Here is a 26874-nt window from a genome sequence, read left to right on the forward strand (position 1 = left end):
AAACCGTTCGCTTTTCATTCAATAAAAGCTCATAACACCTCCAAGGGGCGGCAGCCTCTGACGTTTCAGAGAAGACAAACCTGGTTATGAATGAAGGGAGACTGCCCAAATGGGAGAGAAGGAGACGATTGACCATGTCAAAAGATAATAAAATCATTCTTGAAGCGGCAGCCCGGAAATTTGCAGACGATAATGCCGAACCTCCATTTCTGCCTGACCTGGGACCTGAAAAAGGACGCGAAACGGTGAACACCGTACAGTCCGGTGAGATTTACAAACCGGAAGCGGATCTTCAGGATCTCACGGTTCCTGGCGGACCAGGCGGAGGTTCGGGTGCGGATTATCCGCCCGGTGAACACTTCAGGCGAAACTCTGCCTGTCATTCTGTATATCCACGGTGCAGGTTGGGTGTTTGGCAACAGCCACACCCATGACCGGCTGATCCGTGAACTGGCGACAGGTGCCCGAGCAGCAGTCGTATTCCCGGAATACAGCCTCTCGCCGGAAGCCAAATACCCTACAGCCATTGAAGAAATTTATGCGGTCCTGACATGGATAGCTGAGCATGGCTCCGAATATGGCTTCGACACAAGCAAATTAACCGTTGCCGGTGACAGTGTCGGCGGCAACATGACTGCTGCCATTACCTTGATGGCCAAGGAACGGGGCGGCCCGGCGATTGCCAAGCAGCTATTGTTCTATCCGGTAACGGACGCTTCTTTTGATACCGAATCCTACCATCTCTTTGCAGAAGGCTACTTCCTGCAGCGGACCGGAATGAAATGGTTCTGGGATCAATATACGACCAGCGAGGAAGAGCGTGCCCAGGTCACTGCCTCCCCGCTGCGGGCCAGTCTGGAGCAGCTTAGCGGGCTTCCCGAAGCGCTGATCATCACCGGCGAAGCCGATGTCCTCCGGGATGAAGGTGAGGCCTACGCCAATAAACTGCGTGAAGCCGGAGTTTCCGTAACCGCAGTCCGGTTCCAGGGGATTATTCATGACTTTGTGATGCTGAATGCCCTGGCAGAGACTAACGCCAAAAAAGGCGCTTTGCTGCTGGCTGCCAGTTGGCTGCGGCAATAGGTCCGGTTTAGCATTTACTTCATTTAATATACAACAGTAAACAGGCCTGCATTGGATATTCTCCGGCGCGGGCCTGTTTGTTAATGGGGTTACATGTTATTAAGTTTACATATTTATTATTATGTTAATTAAATTTGACAGTAAAGATTCCTGACCATAACAGCAAATCCATATCATACGAAACCAGCATCTAACACCTTCGTATTACTCCATTATGCCTAGATTCCAAGGTTGAGGTGAGATGAATTGACTCTAAAGTTATTAAACCTGAATACATCGCGCGGGAAGCTGCAATACAATATAAGCGGGAACCAAAAACCCAATGTTGTATTAATCAACGGCGGTTCTGGGCCTATAGAAGGTTGGATGAAGATCGTGCCGGAAATTTCAGGATTCTGCTCTGTTTTTTCCTATAACCGTTTTGGCGTTGCAGGCAGTGATAAACCGCGGGAACCCCAAGATGGGCTAACGATTGTCGAAACATTACGGGAGGCATTAAAAACCGTTGGTTTTGAGCCTCCATACTTGCTGGTTGGACATTCATTAGGCGGATTATATGCAAATCTATATGCCCGGCGTTACCCAAGCGAAGCAGCGGGTGTTGTATTTTTGGAATCCAGCCACCCGAAAGACTTAAGTCTTGGTGACGATCAAGGTAAAGCCGTAAAAACCATTAATAAAATGTTAACGGTATTTGATTTCTTATCTCCACATAAAAAATTCAATGAAGACAAATATGTGAAAGAAACAGTGGAGCAAATCGAGGCAGAAGGCCAGTTTCCCGACATCCCTGTATATGTGATCACCGGCGGGAAAGAACATCGCATGATCCCCGAAATTGTCCAAAAAAAACGGATGCAGCACCAAATGGAGCTGCTCTCATTGTCCAGGTACAGCAAACATATCTCCGCTCCTAAAAGCGGGCATTTCCCTCAGTTTTCCGAGCCGAAAATTGTCATTGATACAATTAAAGAGGGTCTCGAACAAATCAAACGCAACTATTAACCTCCTCCTGCTGCACAAATCTGTCCATAAGTTCTATGCTCGTTGTAAAATCCCTGCCGATCCGGCAGGGTTATTTTTATGGAAAATTTTCTAGGACCCTTCCCTTCTATTTCTCTCTGAAACAAAATGCCGTTTAATTTTTCGAATAACATAATAATTATTATGTTAACTTGATTAACTTACTTATTTTAGCAACTAAATACCGGTTCATGCGTCTAACAATTTAGAATAATCTCAAGGAGTGGAAACCATTGCCACAACTCAAAACCATTAAACCTGTACTATCTGCCTTTCTCTCCATTTCCCTATTGTCTACCGGTATCGGCCTTTCATTACAAGCCATCCATGCAGGTACAGCACACGCAGCATCCGTTAACAGCACTGCCGCCACAGTCTCCAAAGATACTCTATTACCTCTCAAGTGGAAAGTTGCAACGGACGGCATCGGTATGTATGACATCAAACAATCCGTTAGGAATGGAATTCTCTACTTCTCTGCCAAAAATACACTTTATGCCAAAAATATTGCTTCCGGCCAAATCCGGTGGTCGTATAAAACCGGTGAACATCCGCAAATTGTTACGAAGAATTCCGTCTTCTTCATTGATAATAATGAACAACTTGTAAAAGTCTCCGCTTCGGCCGGAAAGCTGCTCTGGAAGGTAAAAGTATCGGAGCGCCCCATGGAGATTGGCGGACAAGCCTGCCTCATGAACGGCAAAGTCTATTTCGCCAATGAGAGCGGCGGCGTGGCTGCCTACGATCCGGGAACCGGCAAGAAATTATGGGAGAATAAAAAAATCCCCATGTACGTCGGCACCCTGCATGGAGAATACAAGGGCGTACTTGTTGTTTCCAGTACAGTCGATAATATTCGCAGGCAATTTTTTGGCCTTGACCCCGCTACCGGCAAGCAGCTCTGGAGAACCGAAGGAATCTACAGCATGATTGCTTATCAGGAGGGGCAATTGGTGCTGCGGGAGCAAGCTAAGGCAGCATATGCAAATGTAAAAGCTCCTGTACCGGGCCATCTATTGACACTGGTGAGCATGAATCCCGTTACAGGCACAGTGACCACCAAGGAGAACTACCAGGCTCTGGACGACATCTCCAGACAGGGGAATTTCTTCACTTTCATTCAGAAACCTTATGTTTATTCAGTAGACGGTAATTTCGATAAAGATGAATATACTCTAACCCGCTTTACACGTGGAGCGAATGCCGGCTCTGCCCCAAAAAGCTATGAAAGCTTCGGAAAATGGCTGGCCGGCCCTGCCGATGGAATGGCCTTTTTTCAAAAAGGCGCTCAAATTACCGGCGTTCATCTCGACGGCGACAGCGTGGTTACATTCGACAATCCGGCAAGCAAGGTAGAACATCTGCAGCGGGTTGGCAAGGCTGTATTCGCAATTTACGAGAACGGGTACATTTCCATTAATCATTCTGATACCGGAGCATTGCTGGGAATGATTAAGAGCGGAGCCGCCACCCCCTATTTTGGTGATATCACCATCGTCAATGGAACAGCGCTTATTACAACAGAACATAATATACTTGCGGTAAGCTTGCCAAAGGGATGGCAATAAGGCTTCAGAAGGTTAACCTATTCTACGCAGGTACTCCCCTATTCTACGGGCGGCTTCCAAGAGCCGCCTTTCTTCTTCTACCAGCGCAATGCGGACAAATCCGTTCCCTTGTTCTCCAAAAGCGTCTCCAGGAATGACTGCTACTCCTGTCTTCAGTAAAAGGTCACGTGCGAAGCTGCGTGAGCTTCCCTCTTCTTGTCCGGCACCGTAAGCGTCAGGCAGTGGCGCCCAGATAAACATTGTCGCTTTGGGATTCGGAACCGCCCAACCTTGCTGAGCCAATGCCGCAATGAACACGTCCCGGCGCCGTTCATACAGCGGGGCAACGCCCTGGTTCTCCCCGGCTTTCATCGCCAGCTCCAGGGCAGCAACCGCCGCCTCCTGGATCGGGTCAAATACGCCATAATCCACATTGCTCTTAAGTTCTCTCAGCGCTCCAACTGCCTCACGGTTGCCGGTCATGAAGCCAATCCGGCAGCCGGCCATGTTGAAGCTTTTGGAGAAGGAATGGAACTCAACCGCGGTATCCAAGGCGCCCGGGCCCTGCAATATACTTACAGGCTTATACCCGTCAAAACCCATTTCCGAATAAGCCAGGTCGTGAATGACCAGCACATTCCATTTGCGGGCCAGCGTAATTAATTTCTCCATATAGGCCAGATCCACCGTTGTTGAGATGGGATTGCCGGGGAAACTGAGCAGAATAAATACCGCCTCTTGCCATACCCCGTCCGGAATGCTGTCCAAATCAGGGACGAAGGCGTTCTGCTCCAGCAGAGGCAGCGTCCACGCCTTCACACCGGCTATTGCGAGTGAACCGGCGTAAATCGGATAACCAGGGTCAGGTACGATCGCCAGATCACCCGGATTGCAGACGGCAAGCGCCAAATGTGCGAGCCCATCCTGCGAGCCCATGAGTGCCACGACCTCATCGTCGGAATCCACCTTTACACCAAACCTTGCTTCCATCCAGGCCGCTGCCTGCCTGCGGAAAGCCGGGCTTCCTTTGGACGACGGATAGGAATAGCTATTCTCTCTGAGTACGGCTTCACTTAAAACCCGCCGGATTTCCGGAGCGGGCGCCTGGTCCGGACTGCCGATCCCCAGATCGATCACGTCCAGTCCTGATTTGGCCGCCTCCCCTTTCCATGCTGCCACTTCCGCAAATATCGAGGAACCGAGACGGGACAACTTCTCCGATCTCCAGCTTCGTTTGGAACTGCTATACGTCAACGAGTCCACCTACTTGTTTTTTTGAATAATTATAGCACGGTGCAGCAGTTGTTGATTTCGAAACTTTAGGCGGAAGCCGATTAGTTTAATTCAATAGTTAAATATAAACGAAAATATTATAATTTTCCTTTTTGATTCATGGATTAGCGTCGTACAAGTGCCCTATTTCTAAAATAAAATCGCCCTCATCCAAAACAGCGTATAATTTATGTTATACGCTGTTTTTTCGGCCTTAAATGGACTATTTGCACATACTCTCTAAGTCTCCAATCGCCGGCAATCATTTGGATTTCTCTGACCCTAATTCACAATGCGTAAAATAAATGCAGATCGTTATTTAATCGGAAATAGCACCCTGTTGGTGTCCTTCGACACCTTGATTCAGCAAATTCCAAATCTGTTCCACCATGACCGGTGCCGGATATGGCATCGCACGGATAATCCACCATTCCAATACACCCACTGCCGCTGAAGTTAAAAATTGCACCGTAATGTCCCTGTTCAGTTCCCCATCGAGGTTGATCGAATCCAGATGCTCGCTCAGTCTTTGCCGGAACATTGTCTCCACTTGGTTTCGAAAAACCGTGCTTCCCTTGCTCGTCAGCATTAAGGAATAGAACGAAGCATGCTGCTCCAAATATTCAAACGTGCGTAATAGTGTGGTTTTGGAAGGGAGATGAACCATATTATCTTCAGACATACAATGATGTAGCAACTGGTTAATTTGAGCTTCCAAGTGTTGATCGCGCAGATCGTACTTGTCTTTGAAATGCAGATACACCGTTCCCCGGTTGACATTCGCTTCCTCAGCAATTTGATTGATCGTTATGCTCTCGAATTCCTTTTCTGACATCAGCCTCATAAAAGCATCAATAATCGCTTGCCTCGATTTTTGAATACGCCTGTCCATATCCTTCTCCCCTTTATCCCATATAGAATGAACACATCGAAGCCCTCTGTTGAAAAATCAACAACGGAGCTTGCTTTAACCATTGAACACCATTTTTCGCTCTGGTACATTCACTATATAAAACGTATGTTATTTATTCAACATATGTTTAATTTAAGAGGAGGTATACAAAATGAAACTAACAGGAAACACGATTTTCATTACAGGCGGCGGTTCGGGAATTGGACGTGCGTTAGCAGAAGCTCTTCACAATCTTGGGAATAAAGTTATTATCTCCGGCCGGAGTAAAGAGCGTCTGGAGGAGACAATCAACGCGAATCCCGGCATATCCGCAGTGGAATTGAATGTACAAGATCCTGCCAGCATAGAGGCGGCCGCTAAGCAGTTAATCGAAGAACACCCGGATTTAAATGTCTTGATTAACAACGCCGGCATCATCCACTCCGATGACGCGGCGGGTGTGATTGATGAGGATGTTTTGGTTTCGACAGTCAAGACAAACTTGCTTGGACCAATTCGTATGACTTCTGCATTGATCGAGCATTTGAAGTCCAAAGAAGAAGCGGTTGTCATCAACACGACTTCGATACTTGGATTTATGCCATTAGCGGCGACTGCTGTATATTCCGCGACGAAGGCAGCACTTCATACCTATACACTGTCCCAACGGTACATGCTTAAAGACACACCGGTAAAAGTATTAGAAATTGTGCCGCCATGGGTTCAAAGCAACAACAATGAACCGCGTGCGATGCCCCTTGCGTCATTCATTGAAGCAGCGATAAAGGTACTTGGTACGGATACAGACGAAGTGCTGGTTGAAGAAGCAAAAATGTTTCGAAATAACCCTGGCCCGAACGAAGGTGTTTTGGTGACCCAGTTTAACGATTCGATGAAGTCCCAACCTCCAAAGATTCATTGATCCACCAATTAGACACCTCCCATTCTCCTTTCGTCTCCTTTCACGCTGCCGTCAATTTGGGCATATGATAGGATATCAAGCGTGAAGGTGGAACAGAATATGTCTAAGAACAAACGCGGCAAAGCCTTATGGCGGACTCCCTCCCGGAGCAGAGGCACCTGCCCGATCTGTGGCAGCACAAGAATCAAGCTTTTATTTTTTGGCAAAGATCCCTCCGGCGACAAACTTGCGGTCTGCAAAAAATGCGATGGGAAACAAGCAGGATAAGGGCTGACTAAAGGACCCAGTGCGGTGAGAGGACGGCCCTCGGCCCTTTCTCTCGTCAAACCAAGCAGAAACGACTGCGCCGTCCTTAAAAGGACGGTACCCGTTCTAGCAAAAAATATAGGATAAGGTATAGCGCAAAGCATATAAATTCTTATATTCAAAAAAGGGGAATGCCGCTTTCGCAGCACTCCCCTTTTTTGTTTATTCCAGTAGTACCTATTGAAAAAGTTAACCTTCCGTCTGCGGCTCCCAGTTGCGGATGCCATTATCCTCCAGAATTCCGAGTGTCACATCCGAGATATGCGGATCAGCCAGCAGTTTGTCTCTGACCTTGAATTTGATATCATCCGCATCAGCCAGGGTCATCCCCTTCTTCAGCTCAATCAGACCTTCGACGTGATAATACCGCCCCTCCTGCAAAATACGCATCTGGTAAATATCCGTCACCTGCGGATCGTCGAAGATGATCCGGGCAACCCGGTCTTCAATCTCCGGAGGGGCAGCTACACCGATAAGCCCGACCATATTGTCATATCCCACGCGAAAAGCAACTCCGATCATCATAAAGGCAATCAGAATGCTGGACACGCCGTCAAGCAGCTTGAAACTGGTAAAGGCGGTCACCAGCACGGCGAGCATCGCCAGTGCCCCACCGCTTGTGGCCACCAGATCTTCATAAAAAACCAGGCGGGTCGGAGGTGCGGCTCTTTTTACATTTTTAAGCGATGCGGTGAATTTCCTAAATCCTTTGGCTTCGATTCTGGATTCATGCAACACTTCATTCATCGCCTTCACCCAGACAAATCCATCTGCACCGATGGAAAGCAGCAGTACGATCACATTGATCCAATAGCCACCCGATTCCTCCGCCGGATGCTTCAGCAAATGGAAGCCTTCCAGCATCGTTTCATAAGCCATAATGGTCACGACAATCACGGCTACCATACAGAACAGGTTAATGACACGGCCGAAGCCGTCCGGGAAACGGCGGGTCGGCCTTTTCTCAGCGAGTACACTTCCGGTAAACACGAACATCTGGTTCACTGCATCGGCGATTGAATGCATCATCGTGGCGAACATTGAGCCACTGCCGGTGAGCGCGAACGCGGCGGCTTTGACGACGGCAATGCAGGTATTGCCGATCGCGGCCGAGCCCGACGATTTGTTGCCTTTGCGGATTAAGCTTCCAAGCGATTCACTGGTTTGTTCCATTGCTATGAATGCCTCCTTACGCTGCGATTAGCCACTGCTGCGGGTCCATGTATGTATTTACCCTTTGCAGCCGGTTTCTATCACTCGCGGGGATTGGAGGCACCTGTTAATTTACTCCGGGTCCGGCAGGTTGAGCTGCCAGGTTACGCCGAACCGGTCGGCCACCCATCCGAATTTGCGGCTGAAGGGGTATTCGCCTAAAGGCATCAGAACATTGCCCCCTTGAGATAGTTGTTCAAAAACAGTATCAAGCTCTGCTTCACTCGCACAATTGACATACAGTGAAATAGAAGGTGTGAAAGAGAAGCCGTGCTTCACATGGCTATCAATGCACATGAAGGAAGCTCCCTTAATCGTAAATGAAGCATGCATCACCGTTCCCTCTGCTCCGGCTTCACCTGGGCCATAACGCTTAATGCTGGTTACTTCTGAACGGTCGAACAATGAAATATAGAAATTCATCGCCTCTTCAGCCTGTCCTTCAAACATCAGAAATGTGCTGATCCCTGGTTGTGCATGGGTCATGTACTCACAGCTCCCTCGTATAATTTGGCTTGTCCTATCTTATTCTACCGTATTGGAATTGGACATGCCATGGTCCGCCCCTTGCTCTGTTTCCGCAAATCCTGTTTTGATCCACAGCCGGGAGATGTCAAGAAAACCAAACGAACCGGTATGCAGGCCGAACAGGCTCTGGTTGAGCTGCGCCCTTTTGTTCAAATGGGAGCCGTATAATACCCAGCAGTTGTCACGGATCAAGGATTCCGCACGCTCCAACAGCAGAATTCTTGCTGCCTCCGGCACTTCGGCAAACTCCTGCAGCTGCGCTTCGATTTCGTCCCGCTGACTCTGCTGCAGCAGAGAATAAAAATGATTGGACTGATTGACGAAATAGTTAATCATTCCCCATTGCCAGTCGTCCTCCAGCACCTCTTCCGCAAGCAGCAGATCGGCCTGCAGCAGAAGCTCCGCAATATTTAAATTTGAATAGGGTGCAAGACGGAGGTTCAGACCGATTCGTGCTCCACGCTGCTGCAGCCACTCCGCTTCTTCCCGCTCTTCTTCCCGTCTGGATGCATAGGCAAGCGTGATTTCTTCTCCCTGATACCCGCTGGAACGCAGCAGCTTCTCTGCTTCTTCAAAAGAAGGCCGTTGCCAAAGGGTGCGGCGGCTTTTCCAGGGCAAAAAACTGTCGGCCGGTGTAATGCGGTGGCCTCCCAATTCACTGACCAGCGTTTCCGGGTGGTACAGCATCCGCAGCACCTGCCGGAACAACGGGTGATGCTGTCGCCCTTCCCGTTGAAAGTTCATCATAATATATCTGCAGCCCAGAGCCGGATAATCAATACTGTGATTGGCACACCCCCCACCGTTATCCGCTCCAAGTTCCGTATCCGGCAGCTGATACATACGGTCATTATAGCCCAGCTCCGGCACATACCAGATTTCAACCCGGTCCAAAAGCGGGCGTATAGCATAGTAATCATCGAACGCCGCCAGCACCAGCACATCCTCATTGTAATCCAGCAGACGGTAAGGGCCGGTTCCAACCGGTTCATGGATGAAATCCACATCATAAGGCAGAATGGACATGTGCACACAGCTGAATAAATGCAGAAAAAACAGGTTGGGCCGCGCCAGATCGATGCGGATACGGTGATCCCCTTGAAGCTCTATCCGCACTATATCACGGTAATGCCACAAGACTGGACTATGCAAATCGGTCAGCCGCTGCAGTGTCTCTTTCACATCTCTTGAGGTCAGAAACCTGCCGTGATGAAAACGCACTCCCTTACGCAGATAAAAAATATAGCTGGTGTGCTCCGGGTTGGTCTCCCACATATGGGCTAATCCTGGCAAAAAGCTGTTGCTCTGCGCATCATAGGTTACGAGCGTGCTGCAAATCTGTTCGATCAGGTAGGATTCAAAGGCCGTATACACGGATGCCGGGTCCAGCTTCTCCATCCGCCGGTTGCGTGTGATGCGCAGAATATCAAGCCCGGCCGTGGATTCAGCCTCACTGTGATAGCCCATGTGCTTATTCAAAAGCGATAACAGACGCTCCTGCAGCGCACCGTTCACCTCAGGCAAACCAATCAGCTCGATCCCCTGTTTGATTTTCCCCTTGCCGGTGAGCTCCTGAAGATGCTCCTCCAATATCTCCTCCACGCTCCGCATAAAGGCCATCCCGGACTTATGTCCCCGCCCCCGTCCAGGCTGCCATTGTATGAAGCCCTTCTCTTCCAGCTTGCGCAGGATGAATTTCACATTGCGGGGAGTACAGCACAGGACCGAAGCCAGCAGTTCTATCGTCACCGGAATCGGCTCCTGGAGCTTGAAGGGGGTATTCAAGGCCGAAGTTAGCCGCAGAAAATGCACGACATTGTTATCCATATCGAGTGCTCCTTTAAAGGTGAAAGAGAGGAGATAAAGCTTACACTTTTATTTCCCCCTTTTATCTATACAATTATACACATGCAGACACGGTTGTGTCCTATCTATCCGTATATTTTTGAACAGCACCAGTAAGGTTTCCCCAAAAATTCAGCAATCAGATTAGGAGATCCACGATTACATGAAACAGCATTTGCAGCAAATCCATCCTTTGGCCTGGACGATTATTATCGGCACCATGTTCGGCCGCCTGGTAACCTCGATGAGTATTCCCTTTTTATCCATTTATTTGACGCAGGTCCTTGGCGCATCACATTCACAAACAGGCATCACTGTAGCTGTCAGCTCATTGGCAGGCGTGCTGGTCAGCTTCTATGGCGGATATATTTCCGATGTCTTCGGCCGCAAGATCGTCATGCTGGTCTCTGTATTCGGCTGGGCATGTGTCTTTTTCGGCTTCTCGTCAGCCCAGCACATCTGGGTCTTTTTCCTGGTGAATACGCTGAATGGCCTGTGCCGTGCCGTATTCGAGCCCACTTCGCGTGCACTGCTCTCGGATATTACCCCTCCGGATCATAAACTGCTGGTTTTCAATCTGCGGTATGCGGCAGTTAATCTGGGTGTTGTGTTTGGCCCAATAATCGGTTTACAGCTGGGTTCGGCAAAATCCACCTTCCCGTTCGTAATCGCAGGAGTTGTATATATTGCTTACGGAATCGTACTCTTTATGCAATTCTCGGCCCATCGCGCCAGTCTGCCTGTGCGTTCGGAAGCCCGTGCTCCCCAGCTGCGTGAAGCGCTGGCAGTGACCGGGCGGGACCGTGTCTTTCTGCCGGTGCTGGTGGGGACTATCTTTTGTGTACTGGGTTATGGGCATTTCAGTTCCACGCTGGCTCAGTATCTGGCGGTTGACACTCATTTCTCGAATGGCAGCCAGGTCTTTTCCTACATGCTGTCACTTAACGCAGTCACCGTACTGGTGGTCCAATACCCGATCGTCCGTACAGCCAGTAAATTTCCGCCGCTTGTTCCGTTAATTCTGGGGAATATTTGCGTGGCGCTCAGTCTGGTCCTGTTCGGAGTTGCTGGCGGGGTAGCCCTATTGATGTTCAGCGTGGTGCTCTTTACCGTAGGCGAGGTCCTTCTCTTCACCATGATGGATATGCTGATTGACCGGATTGCTAAGCCGGAATGGAAAGGCACGTATTTTGGCACGATAGGCTTTAATAATCTGGGTAACGTGATGGCACCGGTTCTCGGGGGGCTGCTGCTTGATGAATTTGGCGCCACGAATGGCCCGGCTGTATTTGTACCGCTGGCTCTAAGCACAGCACTGGGTCTCCCGTTCCTCATTACCGCACATAAACGGCTGCATGCCAGAGAACGCACTGAAGCAGCAGGCACCTCTCAAAGCGCCTGATCCAGTAAGTGTTCTAGCACGAACCTCACTATTAAGACCCGCCAGCAGCCGAAGCGCTTGGCGGGTCTTTGTTAGGCAGGATTTTGCCTTAAGTAGTTTCTAGTTAACATAATATTTAATATGTTACCTTATTTCATGAACTTGGTTAAACATATACCTTTTGCAGGATTAGAAGCTGCTCTTTAATGTAATTTCTGATCTCAGGAGGCTGCATGATTTCCGTTTCATCCAGCAGATTCATTACCTTCCTGCACGCCGATTCATAGCTGTACAGATTCAGTGTAAACTCCAGGTGTTCCCCGGTTCCTTTTACTTCGACGATCTCATACTGTCTCAACCCCTGCTGCCGCTCCTTAACGGTTCGCACAACTACAGGATAGAACTCGTCTTGCCTGCAGGTTTGCTTAAAAACGTCATTCCCGCGCAGCCAATATTCCTCCAAGGAGAAATCCGCCGGAACTGTATATTGCCCATCCATCGATTCAATTGCTGCAATCCGCTCACATTTGAACGTACGAAGCTCTTCCGCTGCCTCGCAGTAAGCTGCCAGGTACCACTCCCCCTGCTTCACGATCATTCCATAGGGATGCAGAATGCGGGAGGTCAGTTCCCCATTAACCTTACGGTACTGAATGCGGATCATCCGGCATCTCCAGACGGCCGAGCGAAGCTGCTCCAGGCAAGGAAGCTCTGCCCGTTCCTCCCACCAGGGTGCGTTATCATAATAGAACCGGGTTTTGGCTTTACGGATATCCTCCTGATAGGCAGCGGGCAAGGTATTTTCAAGCTTCAGCAGCGCATTCTTAAGCTTCAATCCTGATTCGGTCTGAGCGTCAAAAGGAATACCCATCCCCGTCAAATACAGATTGATCACTTCTTCACCGTGCAGCTTCTGAAGATTGACCGTATACCCTTCCATCAGCGAGATTCCGCCCCCCGGCCCTGGGGTTGTGACCATGGGAATTCCCGATTCGGCTAAAACATCAATGTCTCTGTATATAGAGCGAACTGAGGTTTCAAGCGCCTCTGCCAGCTCGTTGGCTTTCATTTTCCCTCTGGATTCAATCAGTAAAAGGATTGCAATTAAGCGGTGCAGCCTCATTTTAAGCCCCCTAGCATGATAGTAAAAAATCTGCAGTTACCACATTATTCTCGCCACTCTGTTGTCAACAATACATGTGTATGCTGAATGTATCAGAGAGAGGAGCTGCTGTAAATGAATATTGGCATACTGGGAACAGGCTTTGGAGCTTATCACGCAAAACTATTTGCAGAAATGGAAGGCGTCAAACGGATCGTTATCTTTGGCAGAAATGAAGCCAAGCTGGACAAGCTGAAGGAAGAACTGGGGGTTGAAATTACAACCTCGATTGAAGAGATTTTAACCGATCCCTCACTGGATCTGATCGACATTTGCCTGCCATCCGATCTGCACAGCACATATGCCATCCAGGCTTTGAAATCCGGAAAACATGTTTTTTGCGAAACTCCGGTTTGCCTGAATCATGAGGATGCATGGGCTATGCGGCGAGCTGAAGATTGCTCCGGGAAGCGGATCATGGTCAATCAGTTTATCAAATTTGATCATGCATATACCTATTTGTACGAATCAGTACACAGTGGGCAATACGGTAAGCTCCTGCATGTATCCTTAAAAAGAGAAACCGCACCATTATGGGGCGATCTGGGTTTAGGTAAGATTGCTGCTAACCTAATGATCCACGAATTGGATATGATCACCTGGCTGCTGGGTAATCCTCCGCTATCCTCTGTCTGGGGAAGCAGCAGCGGTAAGGATGGGCAAGCACTGGTCCATGCGGATTTTGACACCTCACAGGTCTCTGCTGAGATTATCGTTTCCTCACAAATGCCTGAATCTTATCCGTTCACAGTGGGGTATGAAGCCTATTTCGAACAAGCTAAGCTTGTGTTCCATGAAGTAGATTATCCGGACGGCAAAGTGGAAGCCACGTTGTACGAATATGGACCGGCCGGTAAACAGGAGATTGTACTGGATCAAGGCAATCCTTATGAAAAAAGCTTGCGCTACGCGCTCCAAAGCTTCACCGATGGCACCCCCTCCATTATTTCACTGGAGCATGCCGCAAACGCCGCTGAAGCTGCTTTTGAGATTACCCGAAAATTGTCTTGACACACATAGCAGCTTGAATAGCCGGGCACCCCCACCTTTTTCTTTGTTTTAGTATGTAAGGACCGTTATATGGTGCATTCAGGCGGTGTTGGCGGGGGCTGCCGGGTTTTTGTTTTATTATTATGAATTTTTCATATGATGTAATATTCATTGTATGCTATTTCGAGTTCGAATTCACGTCAGGTTAGGCATAAGTTCTAACTTAAAATAAGTTAACATATTTATTGTTATGTTAACTTATAATATTTTATAAATGTAAAATGCCAATTATTAGGTATCGTTATTAAAATTTTGCGTTTCATCCACATAAGAACATATGTTTTTATTTCTGGTTTGCTTATCTAAAGGGTATTCACGTAGAATCCAAGCCCGTTTTTTTGCTATAATAAGGTAATTACAGGGTTGGGAGGTATGTAGCATGAAAAAGGATAATAGTTTTAAGGAATTCATAAAAAGTCCAGATCCTAATATGGCAGAACTCCCCTACTCTCGCCACGCTATAGAGCCGGAAAATATCGTCTGGCATAAGGAAACCATGAGCGTCGACAGTCTTCATGAAGCATATGAATGGATCACAAGCGGTCCTCTTTTGGAGATTCGCTACCTCTATTCCGGCTATCAGACATCCGACTGGATGCTGGCTCATGTTCTGGTGTTTGAACTCACTCGGCTGAATACAATTTCCGATCCTCAGTTTCTTGTCCATGCGAATTATGATTTCACGAGTGAAGGCCTATGCTACAAAATCTGGGTAACGCCATTGACTCCGCTGCCCGCCTATAGTGACGACGAAAAGCCTGAATAACCCTCATATTTGATGGGGTTATCCAAGCTTATCCATTGATTCATTAATCAATATTGGCTACCTTCCATTCCCCTTGCTTGTTGCGCAGCAAATAGATTCCATAACTCTGATCCGCCTGATAACCTTCATCCGTCATGAACTTATAGCTTACATTAAAGCTTGCCCTCTGCGTGCCTTCCGCAGAAATTCCCTCATACGTCAACTCCGTAAAACGGTAAGCCGTTGAATTCTCAACGAAAAACATCAAGTACTCTCCGGTTTCAGGTGATTGCATTGTGCTGAGAAACTTCTGTTTGTCATGCGCAACAATAGCTTCGAGGCAGTTCATTACCTCCCTCAGCATCTGCCTGCCCTCTTTGCTATTCCCGACATCGGGCTCCTGAACAAAAACTCCGGCCACCAGCGCTGGCTGCTTCTTCATATACTGCACTTCTCTCAAGACATCAACGAACAGGGGCAAAAGCTCTTTCCGCTGCTCTGCAGTGGTCCGGATTTCTGCCTGGTAGACTTGTCCTTTGGCTTGAAACTTGAACACGTCCACTCTGCTGTTTCCATCGGAATAACCGCCTTGGTATTCCTTATATTGTTGCAGGGCTGCATCACTGCCGGCTATTTCAGGCTTGTCCTCCCCGGCTTGGGCGGAATCGCCTTCACTTGAAACATGAAATGATATCCAATTTCCTTTGTCGCTAGTCCCCCATGCAGTTCGGCCATTCTGTTCAAAACGGTTCATATTCTCCGGCATAAAAACGGCCAGCGGCAAGCTCTGGTCAGCAGAATATTTCGCCTGCAGCTCCGTGCCTGTAGTCAGATACGACCGACCGCTTCCATCGTATTCGGGGACTTCACCTTGAAACAACCCGACAGACTTTGCAGCAGGCAAAGGGGATGATTCAGTAGTAGGTGAAGCTGCCGGGGCAGTTGTTGTTGGAGCTGCGGCAGGGACAGTTGTCGGCTGTGCCGGACTGGCTTTTGCTTCCGGAACATTAGAATCTGTAACGTTGCTGCAGCCTGCGCTAAAGGCGGCCATTGCTGATAAACAACCAATCCAGACGATTTTTTGGATGTGGGACATGATCAATCACCTCAAAAGAAAGACGCTGGAAATCTCTAGAAGTTGCACTATCTTCATGCCCGCTGTTAATTAGCCCTAAAAAAGTTCGATAATCATTCCCAGGCGTTCTCCTTCGATCTGCGCTTCCAGCCTGCCTCCATGCAGCCTGATGATCTCCGCAGCAATGGACAGACCCAACCCCGCGCCTTCACCAGTCCGCGAGGAATCCCGTTTGTAGAACCGGTCAAACAGCCGGTGCAGCTCCCCGCCCTCTACCGTTTGGGCCGGGGTGCTCCACAATTCCAGACGCACCGGGCATTGACGGCGGCTCTCTACCACAGATTCCCGGAGGCGGATGATAAGCTCCGTATCCGCACGGCTGTATTTGAAGGCGTTGGAGAGCAGATTTTCCAGCACCCGGACGAAAAGGTCAGCGTCAATCTCCACATGGACCGACTGATCCGGAAGCAGCAGAACCGTATCAATCTGCCTGTCCCTGCTTTGGGGATGATACCCATCCACAACCTGGCGCAGCAGCTCCTGCATATTCACCCTGCTCTTGTTCATCACGGTGGGTTTCCATTTCAGCTGCGAAATCTCAAAAAACTCATCAAGCAGCTTCTTTAAATAACCTGTCCGTTCCTCCAAAACCTCAATATACCGCTCCCTTTCCGGCTCACTGTCATACGATTTTTCTTTGAGCAGACTGAGAAAGCCCATGATGGATGTTAACGGCGTGCGCAGATCATGGGAAATATTGAGCAGAAAATCCTTCTCCTTGCTCCGGCTTGTGACGATTTGCTCCGCCATATCATTCAGTGCTGCTGCCATCGTGGTAAGCTCGTTGTTGTATTTTAGCGGGATACGGGCCTGAAATTCAGTCGCGTACAGCGTATGCGTGCCCCGTTCGAGAGTACGCATATACCGGATTCTCCCCCGGACACCGAGATAAAAAAACAGCAAAAACACAACAATACCCAGCAGAGACACAGGATTCTCGGTATACGTAATCGTGCTTGCAGCCACCAGATAGAGTCCGTTCCCCAGCTTTCGCGTTTCCTGCATTTTTGTGCCGGAGCTATTGTTATAGCTGATGTCGATGCCTTCTTTGGGTGTAAAGAAAAGGATATTGTAGACTTGTTCCTCCTCCGGATTGCCGATCACGAAACTTCCAGCTTCGAGCGCAGGGGAAACATCTGCGGTAGACCGCAGTGCCTTGCCCCCCGGCAATGTCTCCCCGGAGCGGACAATGACAACGTGTGAATTGGCTTGCAGCAGTTCCCCCTGCACGTTAACCACAGACACAACAATTTCCTCTGCAGCCCTAAAGCCTTTGCTGTAATCCAAAGGAAACTTCTCCCGCAGCTCCTGCTCCAGCTGGTGGGGAATAGCCGCCTCGCCTGCCCGGGCATCCAGCCAGGCCGCCAGCGGATTGCCGACCTTCTCCCTGTAGTTCATAATCCGCTCTGCATCGGTCTGCACCGGATAAAATAACGCGGAGCCCTTCAGAAAATGAGCTGTCAATGAAACTGCGGCCAGCGTGGCGGCCAGCGACAGAATAAAAATCAGGACCAGTTCCCCGACCAGTCCTGTTTTAAGCTTCTTTGTCCACTTTATAACCAACACCCCAGACCGTTCTGATGTACTTGGAGTTTTTGACGGTATCACCCAGCTTTTCCCGCAGATTGCGGATATGGGTAAGCACGGTGTTGTCGCTCTCCAGATAGGTATCTTCCCATACCAGCTCATAAATATCGCGTGAGGTAAACACCCGGCCCTTGTTCCTGGCCAGCAGCAGCAATATCCCATATTCTTTGGGCGTCATGTTGATCTCTACGCCATTTTTGGACACGGCATGTTCCTCCGGCAACAGAGTGACATCCTTAATCTGCAGCTCTCCCGGTGCTTCCGCCGACTTTTCTGCGGCTGCCGGCCTGCGTTTTAGAATCGCTGAGATTCGCAAAGACAGCTCTGTCAGATCAAAGGGCTTCGTCACATAATCATCGCAGCCGGCAATGAATCCCCTGATTTTATCCTCCTGCTGGTCCTTGGCGGTCAGGAAAATCACCGGAACCTCCGAGATTTCCCTAATCCGGCCAATCAGATCAAAACCATTCATGACCGGCATCATTATATCCAGTAAAATGAGCTGAAAAACCCCGGTCCGAATGTGGTCCAGCGCCGTCTCCCCATCATAGCAGGTCGAAATGCTGTACCCTTCCCGCTCCAAATATATGGATAAAAATTCCACAATCGTCCGGTCGTCATCCACAATTAAAATCCGGGCACACATCTCGTCCAGCCGCCTTTCGTCCCTGTCTCCTCTAAACAAAAAGCAGCAGCTTCATCAGATACATGTAAAAGATCGCGCTTGCTCCGGCCAGTCCCAATCCCAGGATGACCGCTGCGTCAAGGAGATGCAGTTTTTTGCTTCGTCCATATTTTACCGTAAACCCTACCGAACACGCTATGCCTGCTGCGACCCCGGCTGCAAGAATGTTGGCTGCAAGCAGCCAATGGCCCTGTACCGCCCGGCTTTCGGAGAAAACACCAAGCAGGATCGCTGCCGCCGCACCAAGAATAAGCGGAGCAATAAGATAGGCAGGAAGCCTGTGCCGCAGACGCATTCTCGCCGCTCCCGGTTTTTTGCGCCTGCAAATGGCAATCACTCCCGCTATAAGACCCGGCAGTGCACCGGCCAGCGCTATTTTCCAAGCCAATCCTCCGGCCCCTGCTTCCCACGAATCCAGCTTCACAAACGCCTGGTAGGGTACTGTAGTGTCCAGCACGAGATATTTGCTCCCGCTCTCCCCTTCTTTTAGCACAAGATATTTATTGACCCTTTTATTGTAAAAAATCCGCTTGCCAACCGGTGTGTATGGCCCGTTCAGCTCCTCACCCGCGGATTTCAGGGTAACCTCCCCCTGATCACTGACGGTCACTCCGGGTGTCATCATCCGGTACCGCAGCTTGGAAACCCCTGGGCCGAGTCCCTCGCTGATCACCATGGCATATGTACCGGCGTAGGATTGAATGCTTGCAGCGGGTTCCGGTGCCTCACCGGTGGATGTGGTCAGCGGCTGATCCATACTTACCCCGAAGAAGGAGTAGAACTGTTTCTCAAAGGCATCCCGCAAGGTCCCGTCGTCTCCTTCGTATTGGGAGTTGCAGCCGATGAAAAACCCGATTCCTCTGGAGGGCATGATCGATACCAGGCTGGAAAAAGCCTCCGTATCTCCGGGGTGAACCAGAATGGCGGGGTTTTTATAGTTTTGAAAAAAGCCATAGGCATAACCGGGCATTAGGGGATGCGCGGAATATTGCAGCGAGTGCATCTGCTTGGCGGTATCTTGTTGTAAAATCGCGCTTTTCCCTTGCCCTCCACCCTGCAGATGGGCCAAAAGAAACTTGCCCATATCGTCAGCGGTTGACCAGATGGAGCCGGCGGGGTAGGTCAGAACCTCCCCCTGCTTCATTTTGACAAACCCTTTATCGTAAGAATATCCCTGGGCCAATTGCCGGTTCAAACGCTCCGGCGTAAGATAGGTCAAGCTGTTGTCCATATGCAGTGGAGCAAAAATATGCTGGCGTATATACTCATCGTAAGACAGGCCGCTTGCTCTTTCCACAATATATCCGGCGAGTGTAAATCCTTCATTGCTATACTGCACCGCATCTCCCGGTGCCCTCACCAGCGGCGGCAGCAGCTTCTGCAGGGTCTGCTCAAGCGGAACCCGCTGCTCCGGCACTGTGTCCGACCAGGCCCCTTCGCGTTGTTCGGCATTGGCGAAGCCTCCGGTATTTGTCAGCAAACGTTTCATGGTCAGCGGAGTTTTATACGGGTTGGCCACTTGCAGCGAATCCGGCAAATAGCGGTTCACATCCGCATCCAGGTCCAGTTTTCCCTGCTCCGCCAGCTGCATGGCAGCTGTAGCCGTAAAGACTTTGGACACTGAAGCGATGCTGAAGCGGGTCTTGTGCGGATCTACCGGCACCTTGGCTTCCACATCCGCATACCCGTAGCCCTTCTCCAGCAGGACTGCACCATCCTTGACCACCGCCAAAGTTACGCCCGGCACATGGTACTTGTCCATCGCTGTCTTCATAAATTCGTCGGTCTGCTGCTCCAGCCGCTCACGTTCCCTCACTGCGGCTGCTTCTGCGTGCTTCTCCGGCGGGGCGTACGCTGTGTGCGGCGCCGATTGCACCGTCTTTGGCTGAAGCTTCGCTGCCTGCACCTCCGCCTGCTCCGGCTGTATCTTCACCGCTTGTGCCTGTGCCGACGCTGGCTGCATCCCTGCCGCTTGCGCCACAATCGCCGCTGCCAGCCCTATTTTCATCCATTGTCTCATTCTCATGCTCCCACTCCTGTCTCTATCAACATCTTATGGGTTCATGATACAGCGGCAATATGGAGAAAAAAGCGGCATAAATCTAAAGAAAAAATAAAGCCCTGTCCCATGATTGAACTGTAAGTTTTTTATTTGTTCACTCTATTAATACTTAATGTACTGAAATATTGGCTGGGATTACCTTGCTTGGGATTAAAGCGTTCTTTGAATTCCCCTCCAGTATACGAGCCGATGACACGATGCCAAAAATTGCGTGCAGGGGTGTTGGCCCGGATCTGCGAAACCTTCCAGTCGCCGGGAAACATATCGAACAGCCGGTGTGCCGCCCATGTGCCTACTCCGCTGCGGCGGTATTTTTGCATCACAAAAAACTCGGTCATATAGAATTGCCCCTCTGCACTGCGAAGCAGCCTGTCCACTAGCGCAAATCCGGCAATATTATCGTCCACCGTGAACAAATAGGCGAATTTATTAGTTCCGCTGTTCCAGTAAGCCTCCAAACCGGGATAGGCCGGAAACGCGCCGTCACGGTCTACCTCAAGCTCCAGGTAGCGGGTAAAGTCATATAAATAAAACTGCATCAGCCTGCTGATGGTATGGCGCTGCTCTTTGGGAACCAGCTCAATTCCAAGTTCCATTAGGTCACCTCTGGGATTCACTTTTATTACACATTCTATAACTTTGCCATCTCAGGAGCAAGGCACCCCCTGGACCAGCTGTAAAATCCGGCCAAACGCCATGAAACATGATAAAATAGGAAGAAACAAGGAAGACAACTCCGCAGTTGATCAGCAACCATGAGGCAGGTGAACAATTTTGAGCATTCAAAAAAACAGCGACCGCAAACATTTAGACGAAAAAGTGCTGCATATGCCCTGGTTTGTACAGCAGTTCATTGACTTCAAACGTCCAGACCTCTCCCCCTCTACACTGCTGGAGTACATCCGCGATTATGAATCGTTCTTCGGCTGGCTGCGTGCAGAGGGGCTTACCCAGGCAACCCGTCTGGCGGAGATTACTTTACTGGATCTGGAGACGCTGCATATGGACAGCATTGTCGGTTACCGCCTGTACCTGACCACCCGTGCCGAGGGAACAAATACCAGAGTTACGGTCTCCCGCAAGCTTTCGGCCCTGCGTTCGTTATTCCACTATTTAAGCCAGATTGCTGAAGACGAAAATTTCTATCCTTTGCTCAAACGCAACATCATGGCCAAGGTGGAGATCAAACGCATTCATAAGCCCAAAGACACCGCTGCCAAGCTTAAAGGCAAAATTCTGGAGGACGAGGAACTGCTGGAGTTCGTAGGATACATTTACGACGGATATGGGCGGGATGTTGAAGCGAACAAGCAGGCCTACTACTCTTTCCAGCTCAACCGTGAACGCGACGCGTGCATTGCGAGCCTCATTCTGAACTCCGGTCTGCGTGTCTCTGAAGTGGTCAACCTGAACGTGGATGATCTGGATGTGAACAATAAGCTGCTGTATGTCTACCGCAAGGGGAATAACGATGAGACGTTCAAAACTCCGGTCTACTTCAGGGAGCAGGCCAAGGATGACCTCTTGCTCTACCTGAGCCTGCGGCAGTCCCGCTACAAAACGCCCAAGAAAGAAAAAGCCCTGTTCATTGCACTGCCGAACGGCAGCCATGAAGGCAAACGGATGACCAAGCGGGCGATCCAGGAGATGATTATCAAATACGCCAAGCGGTTTGGCAAACCCTATCTTACCGTGCATAAGCTGCGGCATTCTTTTGCTACAGACTATTATCTGCAAAATGATATCTACAAAACGAAGGAACAGCTCGGACACGCTTCAACGGAAACTACCGAAGTATATGCGCATCTTACAGACAAAACGATGTCTGAGGCTATTGAGCGGCGTCTGGAGAGCTGATAACCTTATTATCGAAAGGAGTTATTGTCTTAAATGTCATACCCTCAAGAATTGCTGTCTGCTTCACCCGACCAAAAACACATCCATTTACAATCCAATTGCGAAAGCTGCTTTGGCCTATGCTGTGCCGCACTGCCTTTTGCCGTATCATCGGACTTTGCCATCGATAAAAATGCCGGGCAGCCTTGTCCTAACCTAAGGAATGACTTCCGCTGCGGGATTCATACCGGACTGAGAGCCAAGGGATTCAGAGGTTGTACTGTATATGAATGCTTTGGTGCAGGTCCAAAAGTTTCCCATATTACCTTCAACGGCAGGGATTGGCGCGAGGCTCCGGAAACCGCCGCTCAAATGTTCGAGGTCTTCCCGGTGATGCGTCATCTTCATGAGCTGCTGTGTTATCTGACCGAAGCACTGCTGCTGCCGGCTGCCCAGCCGATCCGCAGCCAGCTCCATTCCGCTCTTGAGCAGACGGAGCGGCTCACCCTGCTGCCGGCTGAAGCCCTGCTCAAGGTGGATGTGTACACTCACCGTGCAGAGATCAATGAGCTGCTGCTGCGGACCAGCGAACTGGCACGCGAAGCTTCACGGCGCCAGCTGCACAATGCCCCCAAACGTCCCAAAATCTATCGGGGCGCTGATCTGATCGGCGCCAAGCTCAAGAAGGCAGATCTGCGCTGTGTCAGTCTGCGTGGAGCTTATCTGATTGCTGCAGACCTTAGCGGTGCAGATCTGAGGGGAGCCGATCTGATCGGCGCTGATTTCCGCGACACCAATCTTTGCGGCGCTGACCTTAGAGACACGCTGTTTCTAACCCAATCGCAGCTAAATGCCGCTAAGGGGGATATTTTAACCCAGCTTCCCGATAGATTTGTACATCCTGAACACTGGACTATGGTGTAGAAGCGATGCTGCAAATGCTGGCTCTTTATTTCCCAAAGTCCATATAGCAGAACAGCGGCCCCGCACTCCATCGGCTGGAGAGCGGGCCGCTGTTCTTTGTAACAGGGTTTATAAGGAATTAACATCTACGGGAGTTGTTGTACTACTGAGATTTCTATTGTGAATTTTTCATATATTGAAATTTTGAAAATAAGATCGTTGCTGCCACAAAAAGTTAGCTATTTCCAGGCTATCGTTAATGGCAAACCGGTGAATGCCTTGGATCTCCGGAAATTCCATATCCCGTATTGAGTCCCAGACGGCCATTCCGGCTATATTGCTTGCCTCTCCCAGCAGCGGGATATCCTCTTCACGGCGGATCAGGACGATTTTGGGGTAATGTTCCTGTTTGAAGCCCTCTACCAGCACATAATCATAGCCGGCAAAAGCTTCAACCAGTTCCGCCAGACGGCTTCCCCGTTCCTGAATCACCGATGTCCGGGCAGCGCTGGTGATGGCAACCGCTGAAGCTCCGGCCTGCCGCTGCTTCCAGGTATCCGTTCCCTCGTGGTCCATCTCAAAGTCATGTCCGTCATGCTTGATGACCGCCACTGTACAGCCTCTCTTTCGCAACAGCGGAATCAATTCGCAGAGCAGGGTTGTTTTGCCGCTGTTTTTATAACCAACGATCTGGCACACGGCAGGTCTGCTGCTCCCTTTTTTCAAAATATAAGAATTTATATGCTTCACGCTATAAATTTTCCTTCTATTTCTCGCTGAAACGGTACCGTCCTTAAAAAGGACGGCAAAGCCGTTTCTACTTGTCTTCTTTTGAAGTCTGCGCCGCCTCATTCCAGCAGCCTCCCATTCCGCATTGCCTGGCTCAGGCCTTTTCAGCCCCGAATTTCACCAGGCAGCTTGAGTACTTTCACAGAATCTCCCGCAGATACCCCCCGTTCCTCCGGCGGGATCACGATCAGGCAGTCGCTATCCTTAATCGTTACCATCACTGAGGATTCATCAATGCTGGCCGGATAGGCATAAAGCTGCCCTTCATGAATCTCCAGCCGGGCACGGACAAAGCGGGTGTAATTATTCACTTTGTTATAATCTGCTCCCAGCACTGCTGTCCATTCCGGCAGGAATGGCTGGTCAGCCCCTTGCATTTGCAGGATGACAGGCCGGGCGAACAAATGAAATCCAACAAAACAGGCACCCGGATTGCCCGACAGCGCCAGTAAAAGCGTCCCTCCCCGGACAGCGGCCGTTGTCACACTTCCGGGACGCATCGTCACCTTATTGAACAGCATGTCCCCGCTGTTCTCGCGGATCAGATCGCCCATGATGTCATAATCCCCGACAGACACCCCGCCAGTGGTGATCACCACATCATAACTTTCAAGGGCGATCTGCACCTTGCTTCGCGCCTGCTCAATATCATCTACAATCGCCCCAAGCATCACCGGCTCCCCGCCACTCTCACGCACCAGCGCTTCCAGCATGGGAGAATTGCTGTTTCTGATCTTGCCTGGAACAAGCGGTTCATGAATGTCCAACAGCTCGGTTCCGGTTGCAAATATGCCCACCTTGGGTCTGCGTATGACTTTTACCAAAGGAATGCCGAAAGCTGCCAGAACTGCAATATCGCCAGCTTTAATCATCCTTCCGGCGGGAAGCACAAGCTCACCCTCCCTGAGCTCATAGCCGCGCAGCGTCACATTCTTGCCAGCTGCCTGCGGCTTGCGGATGCCCACCTGAAGTCTTCCGCCTTCTTCCCGGCTCTCGGCAGCTTCCAGCATTACGACCGTATCTGCCCCTGCCGGCACCTGGGCTCCTGTCATAATGCGGGCAGCCGTCCCTCTCCGGATATCGGCAGCAGGTACGGCTCCGCATGGAATATTGTCCACTACGTCCAGCCAGACCCATTTTCCTTCCCCCGTCTCCTCCGTGTCAGCGGCAATCAGCGCATAGCCGTCCATTCCTGAACGGTTAAAGGCTGGAAACGGGTGAGGAGCATAAACGGGCTCCGCCAAATAACGTCCCGCACTCTGCTCCAGAGGCACCTCTTCCATCTGGAGCAGCTTCCCATATTCAATGATCCGCGACTGGGCTTCTGCAACCTGCAGTGCTTTTCGGTGAAACTTCGAATCTTTTGCTTCCTCTTTACTGTTCATATGCACCAAACCTCTTCATCTCGTTTTGTCATATATAACTTACCCTGAGTTGATCCACTGTCCATACAGAACTATTTTAACATGGCAGACCTTAAAGAGTTCAAAAAAAAGATGCCCCGCAATGAAGCGAAAGCATCTGTCATGATAGAGATCCTCAAGGCTGGTTCAAACGAAACGGCAGTATTTGGCAGCACGTTGTGCCTGCTGACTCTCCGGTGCAGACAACCTCTGTTTGCCTGATACATGCTCCAATAGCTGCTTGGCTGAGAATTCAGGAGTGCCTGCGGCTTTTTTCTCCGTCATGTCCGGGTCAAAAACTGAACTGGAGAGGAACCCCTTAAGGACGCTGCCGCAAAATGCTATGACTTCTACAGACTTTCCGTTCTTGTCTTTCATAACATGCTCCTCCTTCTAACGTCTTCTCACCGGTATACATCCTTTAAAGGCCATACAGCTGTATTGCAAATCTCTTGTACTTTTAGGCACGGATGACTTTTACGTCTCCCGGAATGACTTTTTCACCTTCATACAGCATAAAACGGCCATTCTGCCACTCTACACGAAGCAGCCGGGACTCATCGGACTGGTACTGCCAGACATGCTGCTGCCCGCCGTTCATATAAGGAGTCTGTCCGGTGACCGAAGCATAACCTTCATATTCCTCTTCCAGATGATACGTGTAATCATCCAGCTCCAAAGTAGCCGGCACCTCGGCAGGATTATCCAGACGCCCGTCAATCGGCTGATACAATGCGTACTGAAGCTGCTCTCTTTGTTCTATATAGAGGTACCCGATACGGCTGCCGTCACGCAAAGTCAGTACCACAGCATTGCGGCCGCTGGTTTGCGTCCGCCCAGTTACCTCGTAGGTGACTAAGGACACCTCGCAAATATCGCCTGGCGACAGGTCCAGCATACTTTTGGGCGCAGCCGGAGCCTCAGGTTTGGAGAAAATATTACCAATACGTTTCCAAATACTCAAACTCATCATTCCTTTTAAAGGTTTTGTCCAAAAGCATAGACCGGAGGTAATACGCTGCTAACCTCGAATAAAAGCTGCAATAATCAATGCCCCGGTCACATGAAGTGAGCCTGCCAGTACCCCGTAGCCGATTTTACCCAGTTGGGTCCCATGGTCCAGATCCAGTTTCGCCCAGCTGAACAGGAGCAGACGCACTATTTTTTCCAGGAAGAACAAAAGAACAAAGGAAACTATGGAGACCACAAGTGCATCCCCCAAACTGTTGGAAGAAGCAATGGAGGACGATAGAATATAGGCTTGTGCCAGCAGCTTAAGCACAAACCGCATAGTGACCGCCATATTGCCTGCTTTGATCTCTTCCAAATCGTTATAACGGGTAAAAAGCGAATCCACGTACATCAGCACACATAGCAGTACCGAGCCGCTCACCGTCCATACCACCATGGACACCAGAATATGGAAATCCATTGCTTAGCCCCCGATAATCAGTTTGCCTGCCCGCAGCGGGCAGCATAGAGAAGGCGAAGAAGAAACGTTCAATC

The 26874-nt window shown here is 49.9% G+C and carries 25 protein-coding genes and 1 pseudogene; 10 read left to right on the forward strand and 16 right to left on the reverse strand.

Annotation, left to right across the window (positions count from 1 at the left end; genetic code table 11):
• Nucleotides 1–134 precede the first annotated feature (134 nt).
• From PGRAT_RS31225 to PGRAT_RS16200, 3 genes and pseudogenes are all read left to right on the forward strand, one after another.
• A pseudogene (locus tag PGRAT_RS31225) lies at nucleotides 135–1083 on the forward strand (alpha/beta hydrolase).
• Nucleotides 1084–1329: 246 nt separating this feature from the next.
• On the forward strand, nucleotides 1330–2088 hold the full coding sequence (locus tag PGRAT_RS16195) for an alpha/beta fold hydrolase (RefSeq protein ID WP_025708097.1): 759 nt from the start codon (nucleotides 1330–1332) through the stop codon (nucleotides 2086–2088).
• Between the two features lie 251 nt (nucleotides 2089–2339).
• The gene (locus tag PGRAT_RS16200; RefSeq protein ID WP_025708096.1) at nucleotides 2340–3674 is read left to right on the forward strand and encodes an outer membrane protein assembly factor BamB family protein; all 1335 of its coding nucleotides are present in this window, start codon (nucleotides 2340–2342) and stop codon (nucleotides 3672–3674) included.
• Between the two features lie 12 nt (nucleotides 3675–3686).
• Here PGRAT_RS16200 and PGRAT_RS16205 read toward each other — a convergent pair whose 3' ends face one another.
• Nucleotides 3687–4916 carry an aminotransferase class I/II-fold pyridoxal phosphate-dependent enzyme gene (locus tag PGRAT_RS16205; RefSeq protein ID WP_025708095.1) on the reverse strand — a complete coding sequence of 410 codons (1230 nt, stop codon included), beginning with the start codon at nucleotides 4914–4916 and terminating at the stop codon, nucleotides 3687–3689.
• A 328-nt stretch (nucleotides 4917–5244) separates the two neighbouring features.
• Complete coding sequence (locus tag PGRAT_RS16210) at nucleotides 5245–5817, reverse strand: TetR/AcrR family transcriptional regulator (RefSeq protein WP_025708094.1); 573 nt, start codon at nucleotides 5815–5817, stop codon at nucleotides 5245–5247.
• 172 nt (nucleotides 5818–5989) lie between these two features.
• On the opposite strand from PGRAT_RS16210, the gene PGRAT_RS16215 reads away from it, so the two are divergent.
• Nucleotides 5990–6739 carry an SDR family oxidoreductase gene (locus PGRAT_RS16215; RefSeq protein WP_025708093.1) on the forward strand — a complete coding sequence of 250 codons (750 nt, stop codon included), beginning with the start codon at nucleotides 5990–5992 and terminating at the stop codon, nucleotides 6737–6739.
• Nucleotides 6740–6838: 99 nt separating this feature from the next.
• Nucleotides 6839–7006, forward strand: coding sequence for a hypothetical protein (locus PGRAT_RS33745; RefSeq protein ID WP_167337231.1), 168 nt, complete (start codon nucleotides 6839–6841; stop codon nucleotides 7004–7006).
• Nucleotides 7007–7234: 228 nt separating this feature from the next.
• Here the strand turns inward: PGRAT_RS33745 and PGRAT_RS16220 are convergent, their stop codons facing one another.
• The 3 genes from PGRAT_RS16220 to PGRAT_RS16230 all read right to left on the reverse strand — a co-directional run bounded on the left by PGRAT_RS16220 (nucleotide 7235) and on the right by PGRAT_RS16230 (nucleotide 10612).
• On the reverse strand, nucleotides 7235–8218 hold the full coding sequence (locus tag PGRAT_RS16220; protein WP_036706411.1) for a cation diffusion facilitator family transporter: 984 nt from the start codon (nucleotides 8216–8218) through the stop codon (nucleotides 7235–7237).
• Nucleotides 8219–8329: 111 nt separating this feature from the next.
• Nucleotides 8330–8743 (reverse strand): VOC family protein, encoded by a 414-nt coding sequence (locus tag PGRAT_RS16225; protein WP_025708091.1) that lies wholly within the window; start codon nucleotides 8741–8743, stop codon nucleotides 8330–8332.
• Between the two features lie 39 nt (nucleotides 8744–8782).
• On the reverse strand, nucleotides 8783–10612 hold the full coding sequence (locus tag PGRAT_RS16230; protein ID WP_025708090.1) for an ABC transporter substrate-binding protein: 1830 nt from the start codon (nucleotides 10610–10612) through the stop codon (nucleotides 8783–8785).
• Nucleotides 10613–10793: 181 nt separating this feature from the next.
• Here PGRAT_RS16230 and PGRAT_RS16235 point away from each other — a divergent pair, with 181 nt between their 5' ends.
• The gene (locus tag PGRAT_RS16235; protein ID WP_025708089.1) at nucleotides 10794–12032 is read left to right on the forward strand and encodes an MDR family MFS transporter; all 1239 of its coding nucleotides are present in this window, start codon (nucleotides 10794–10796) and stop codon (nucleotides 12030–12032) included.
• 145 nt (nucleotides 12033–12177) lie between these two features.
• On the opposite strand, the gene PGRAT_RS16240 is transcribed toward PGRAT_RS16235, so the two are convergent.
• Nucleotides 12178–13134 (reverse strand): helix-turn-helix transcriptional regulator, encoded by a 957-nt coding sequence (locus PGRAT_RS16240; RefSeq protein WP_025708088.1) that lies wholly within the window; start codon nucleotides 13132–13134, stop codon nucleotides 12178–12180.
• Between the two features lie 114 nt (nucleotides 13135–13248).
• Between PGRAT_RS16240 and PGRAT_RS16245 the strand changes: the two genes are divergently transcribed.
• Nucleotides 13249–14184, forward strand: a complete 936-nt coding sequence (locus tag PGRAT_RS16245; RefSeq protein ID WP_025708087.1) for a Gfo/Idh/MocA family protein — start codon at nucleotides 13249–13251, stop codon at nucleotides 14182–14184.
• Nucleotides 14185–14602: 418 nt separating this feature from the next.
• Nucleotides 14603–14989, forward strand: a complete 387-nt coding sequence (locus PGRAT_RS16250) for a hypothetical protein (protein WP_025708086.1) — start codon at nucleotides 14603–14605, stop codon at nucleotides 14987–14989.
• 43 nt (nucleotides 14990–15032) lie between these two features.
• On the opposite strand, the gene PGRAT_RS16255 is transcribed toward PGRAT_RS16250, so the two are convergent.
• The 5 genes from PGRAT_RS16255 to PGRAT_RS16275 all read right to left on the reverse strand — a co-directional run bounded on the left by PGRAT_RS16255 (nucleotide 15033) and on the right by PGRAT_RS16275 (nucleotide 21033).
• A complete protein-coding gene (locus PGRAT_RS16255; protein ID WP_025708085.1) occupies nucleotides 15033–16064 on the reverse strand; it encodes a hypothetical protein in 1032 nt (343 codons plus the stop codon).
• A gap of 75 nt (nucleotides 16065–16139) precedes the next feature.
• The gene (locus PGRAT_RS16260) at nucleotides 16140–17669 is read right to left on the reverse strand and encodes a sensor histidine kinase (protein ID WP_155990520.1); all 1530 of its coding nucleotides are present in this window, start codon (nucleotides 17667–17669) and stop codon (nucleotides 16140–16142) included.
• On the reverse strand, nucleotides 17638–18336 hold the full coding sequence (locus PGRAT_RS16265) for a response regulator transcription factor (protein ID WP_025708083.1): 699 nt from the start codon (nucleotides 18334–18336) through the stop codon (nucleotides 17638–17640). The genes PGRAT_RS16260 and PGRAT_RS16265 overlap by 32 nt, the downstream gene beginning before the upstream one ends.
• A 31-nt stretch (nucleotides 18337–18367) precedes the next feature.
• A complete protein-coding gene (locus PGRAT_RS31685) occupies nucleotides 18368–20401 on the reverse strand; it encodes a serine hydrolase domain-containing protein (RefSeq protein ID WP_025708082.1) in 2034 nt (677 codons plus the stop codon).
• Nucleotides 20402–20523: 122 nt separating this feature from the next.
• Nucleotides 20524–21033, reverse strand: coding sequence for a GNAT family N-acetyltransferase (locus tag PGRAT_RS16275; protein WP_025708081.1), 510 nt, complete (start codon nucleotides 21031–21033; stop codon nucleotides 20524–20526).
• A gap of 178 nt (nucleotides 21034–21211) precedes the next feature.
• Between PGRAT_RS16275 and xerS the strand changes: the two genes are divergently transcribed.
• Nucleotides 21212–22294: a tyrosine recombinase XerS gene (gene xerS / locus PGRAT_RS16280; protein WP_025708080.1), complete on the forward strand. Its 1083-nt coding sequence runs from the start codon at nucleotides 21212–21214 to the stop codon at nucleotides 22292–22294.
• Between the two features lie 33 nt (nucleotides 22295–22327).
• A complete protein-coding gene (locus PGRAT_RS16285; protein ID WP_025708079.1) occupies nucleotides 22328–23197 on the forward strand; it encodes a pentapeptide repeat-containing protein in 870 nt (289 codons plus the stop codon).
• A gap of 168 nt (nucleotides 23198–23365) precedes the next feature.
• On the opposite strand, the gene mobB is transcribed toward PGRAT_RS16285, so the two are convergent.
• The 5 genes from mobB to PGRAT_RS16310 all read right to left on the reverse strand — a co-directional run bounded on the left by mobB (nucleotide 23366) and on the right by PGRAT_RS16310 (nucleotide 26800).
• Nucleotides 23366–23926: a molybdopterin-guanine dinucleotide biosynthesis protein B gene (gene mobB, locus PGRAT_RS16290; protein ID WP_337588177.1), complete on the reverse strand. Its 561-nt coding sequence runs from the start codon at nucleotides 23924–23926 to the stop codon at nucleotides 23366–23368.
• Nucleotides 23927–24069: 143 nt separating this feature from the next.
• Entirely contained in the window at nucleotides 24070–25350 is a 1281-nt protein-coding gene (locus tag PGRAT_RS16295) for a molybdopterin molybdotransferase MoeA (protein WP_025708077.1), read from the reverse strand.
• 165 nt (nucleotides 25351–25515) lie between these two features.
• Nucleotides 25516–25746: a hypothetical protein gene (locus tag PGRAT_RS16300; RefSeq protein WP_025708076.1), complete on the reverse strand. Its 231-nt coding sequence runs from the start codon at nucleotides 25744–25746 to the stop codon at nucleotides 25516–25518.
• A gap of 82 nt (nucleotides 25747–25828) precedes the next feature.
• A complete protein-coding gene (locus PGRAT_RS16305) occupies nucleotides 25829–26332 on the reverse strand; it encodes a DUF4178 domain-containing protein (protein ID WP_025708075.1) in 504 nt (167 codons plus the stop codon).
• A 57-nt stretch (nucleotides 26333–26389) separates the two neighbouring features.
• Entirely contained in the window at nucleotides 26390–26800 is a 411-nt protein-coding gene (locus PGRAT_RS16310; protein ID WP_025708074.1) for a DUF350 domain-containing protein, read from the reverse strand.
• Between the last annotated feature and the right edge of the window lie 74 nt (nucleotides 26801–26874).

The sequence above is a fragment of the Paenibacillus graminis genome, from assembly GCF_000758705.1.
Lineage (GTDB): Bacteria > Bacillota > Bacilli > Paenibacillales > Paenibacillaceae > Paenibacillus_AQ > Paenibacillus_AQ graminis.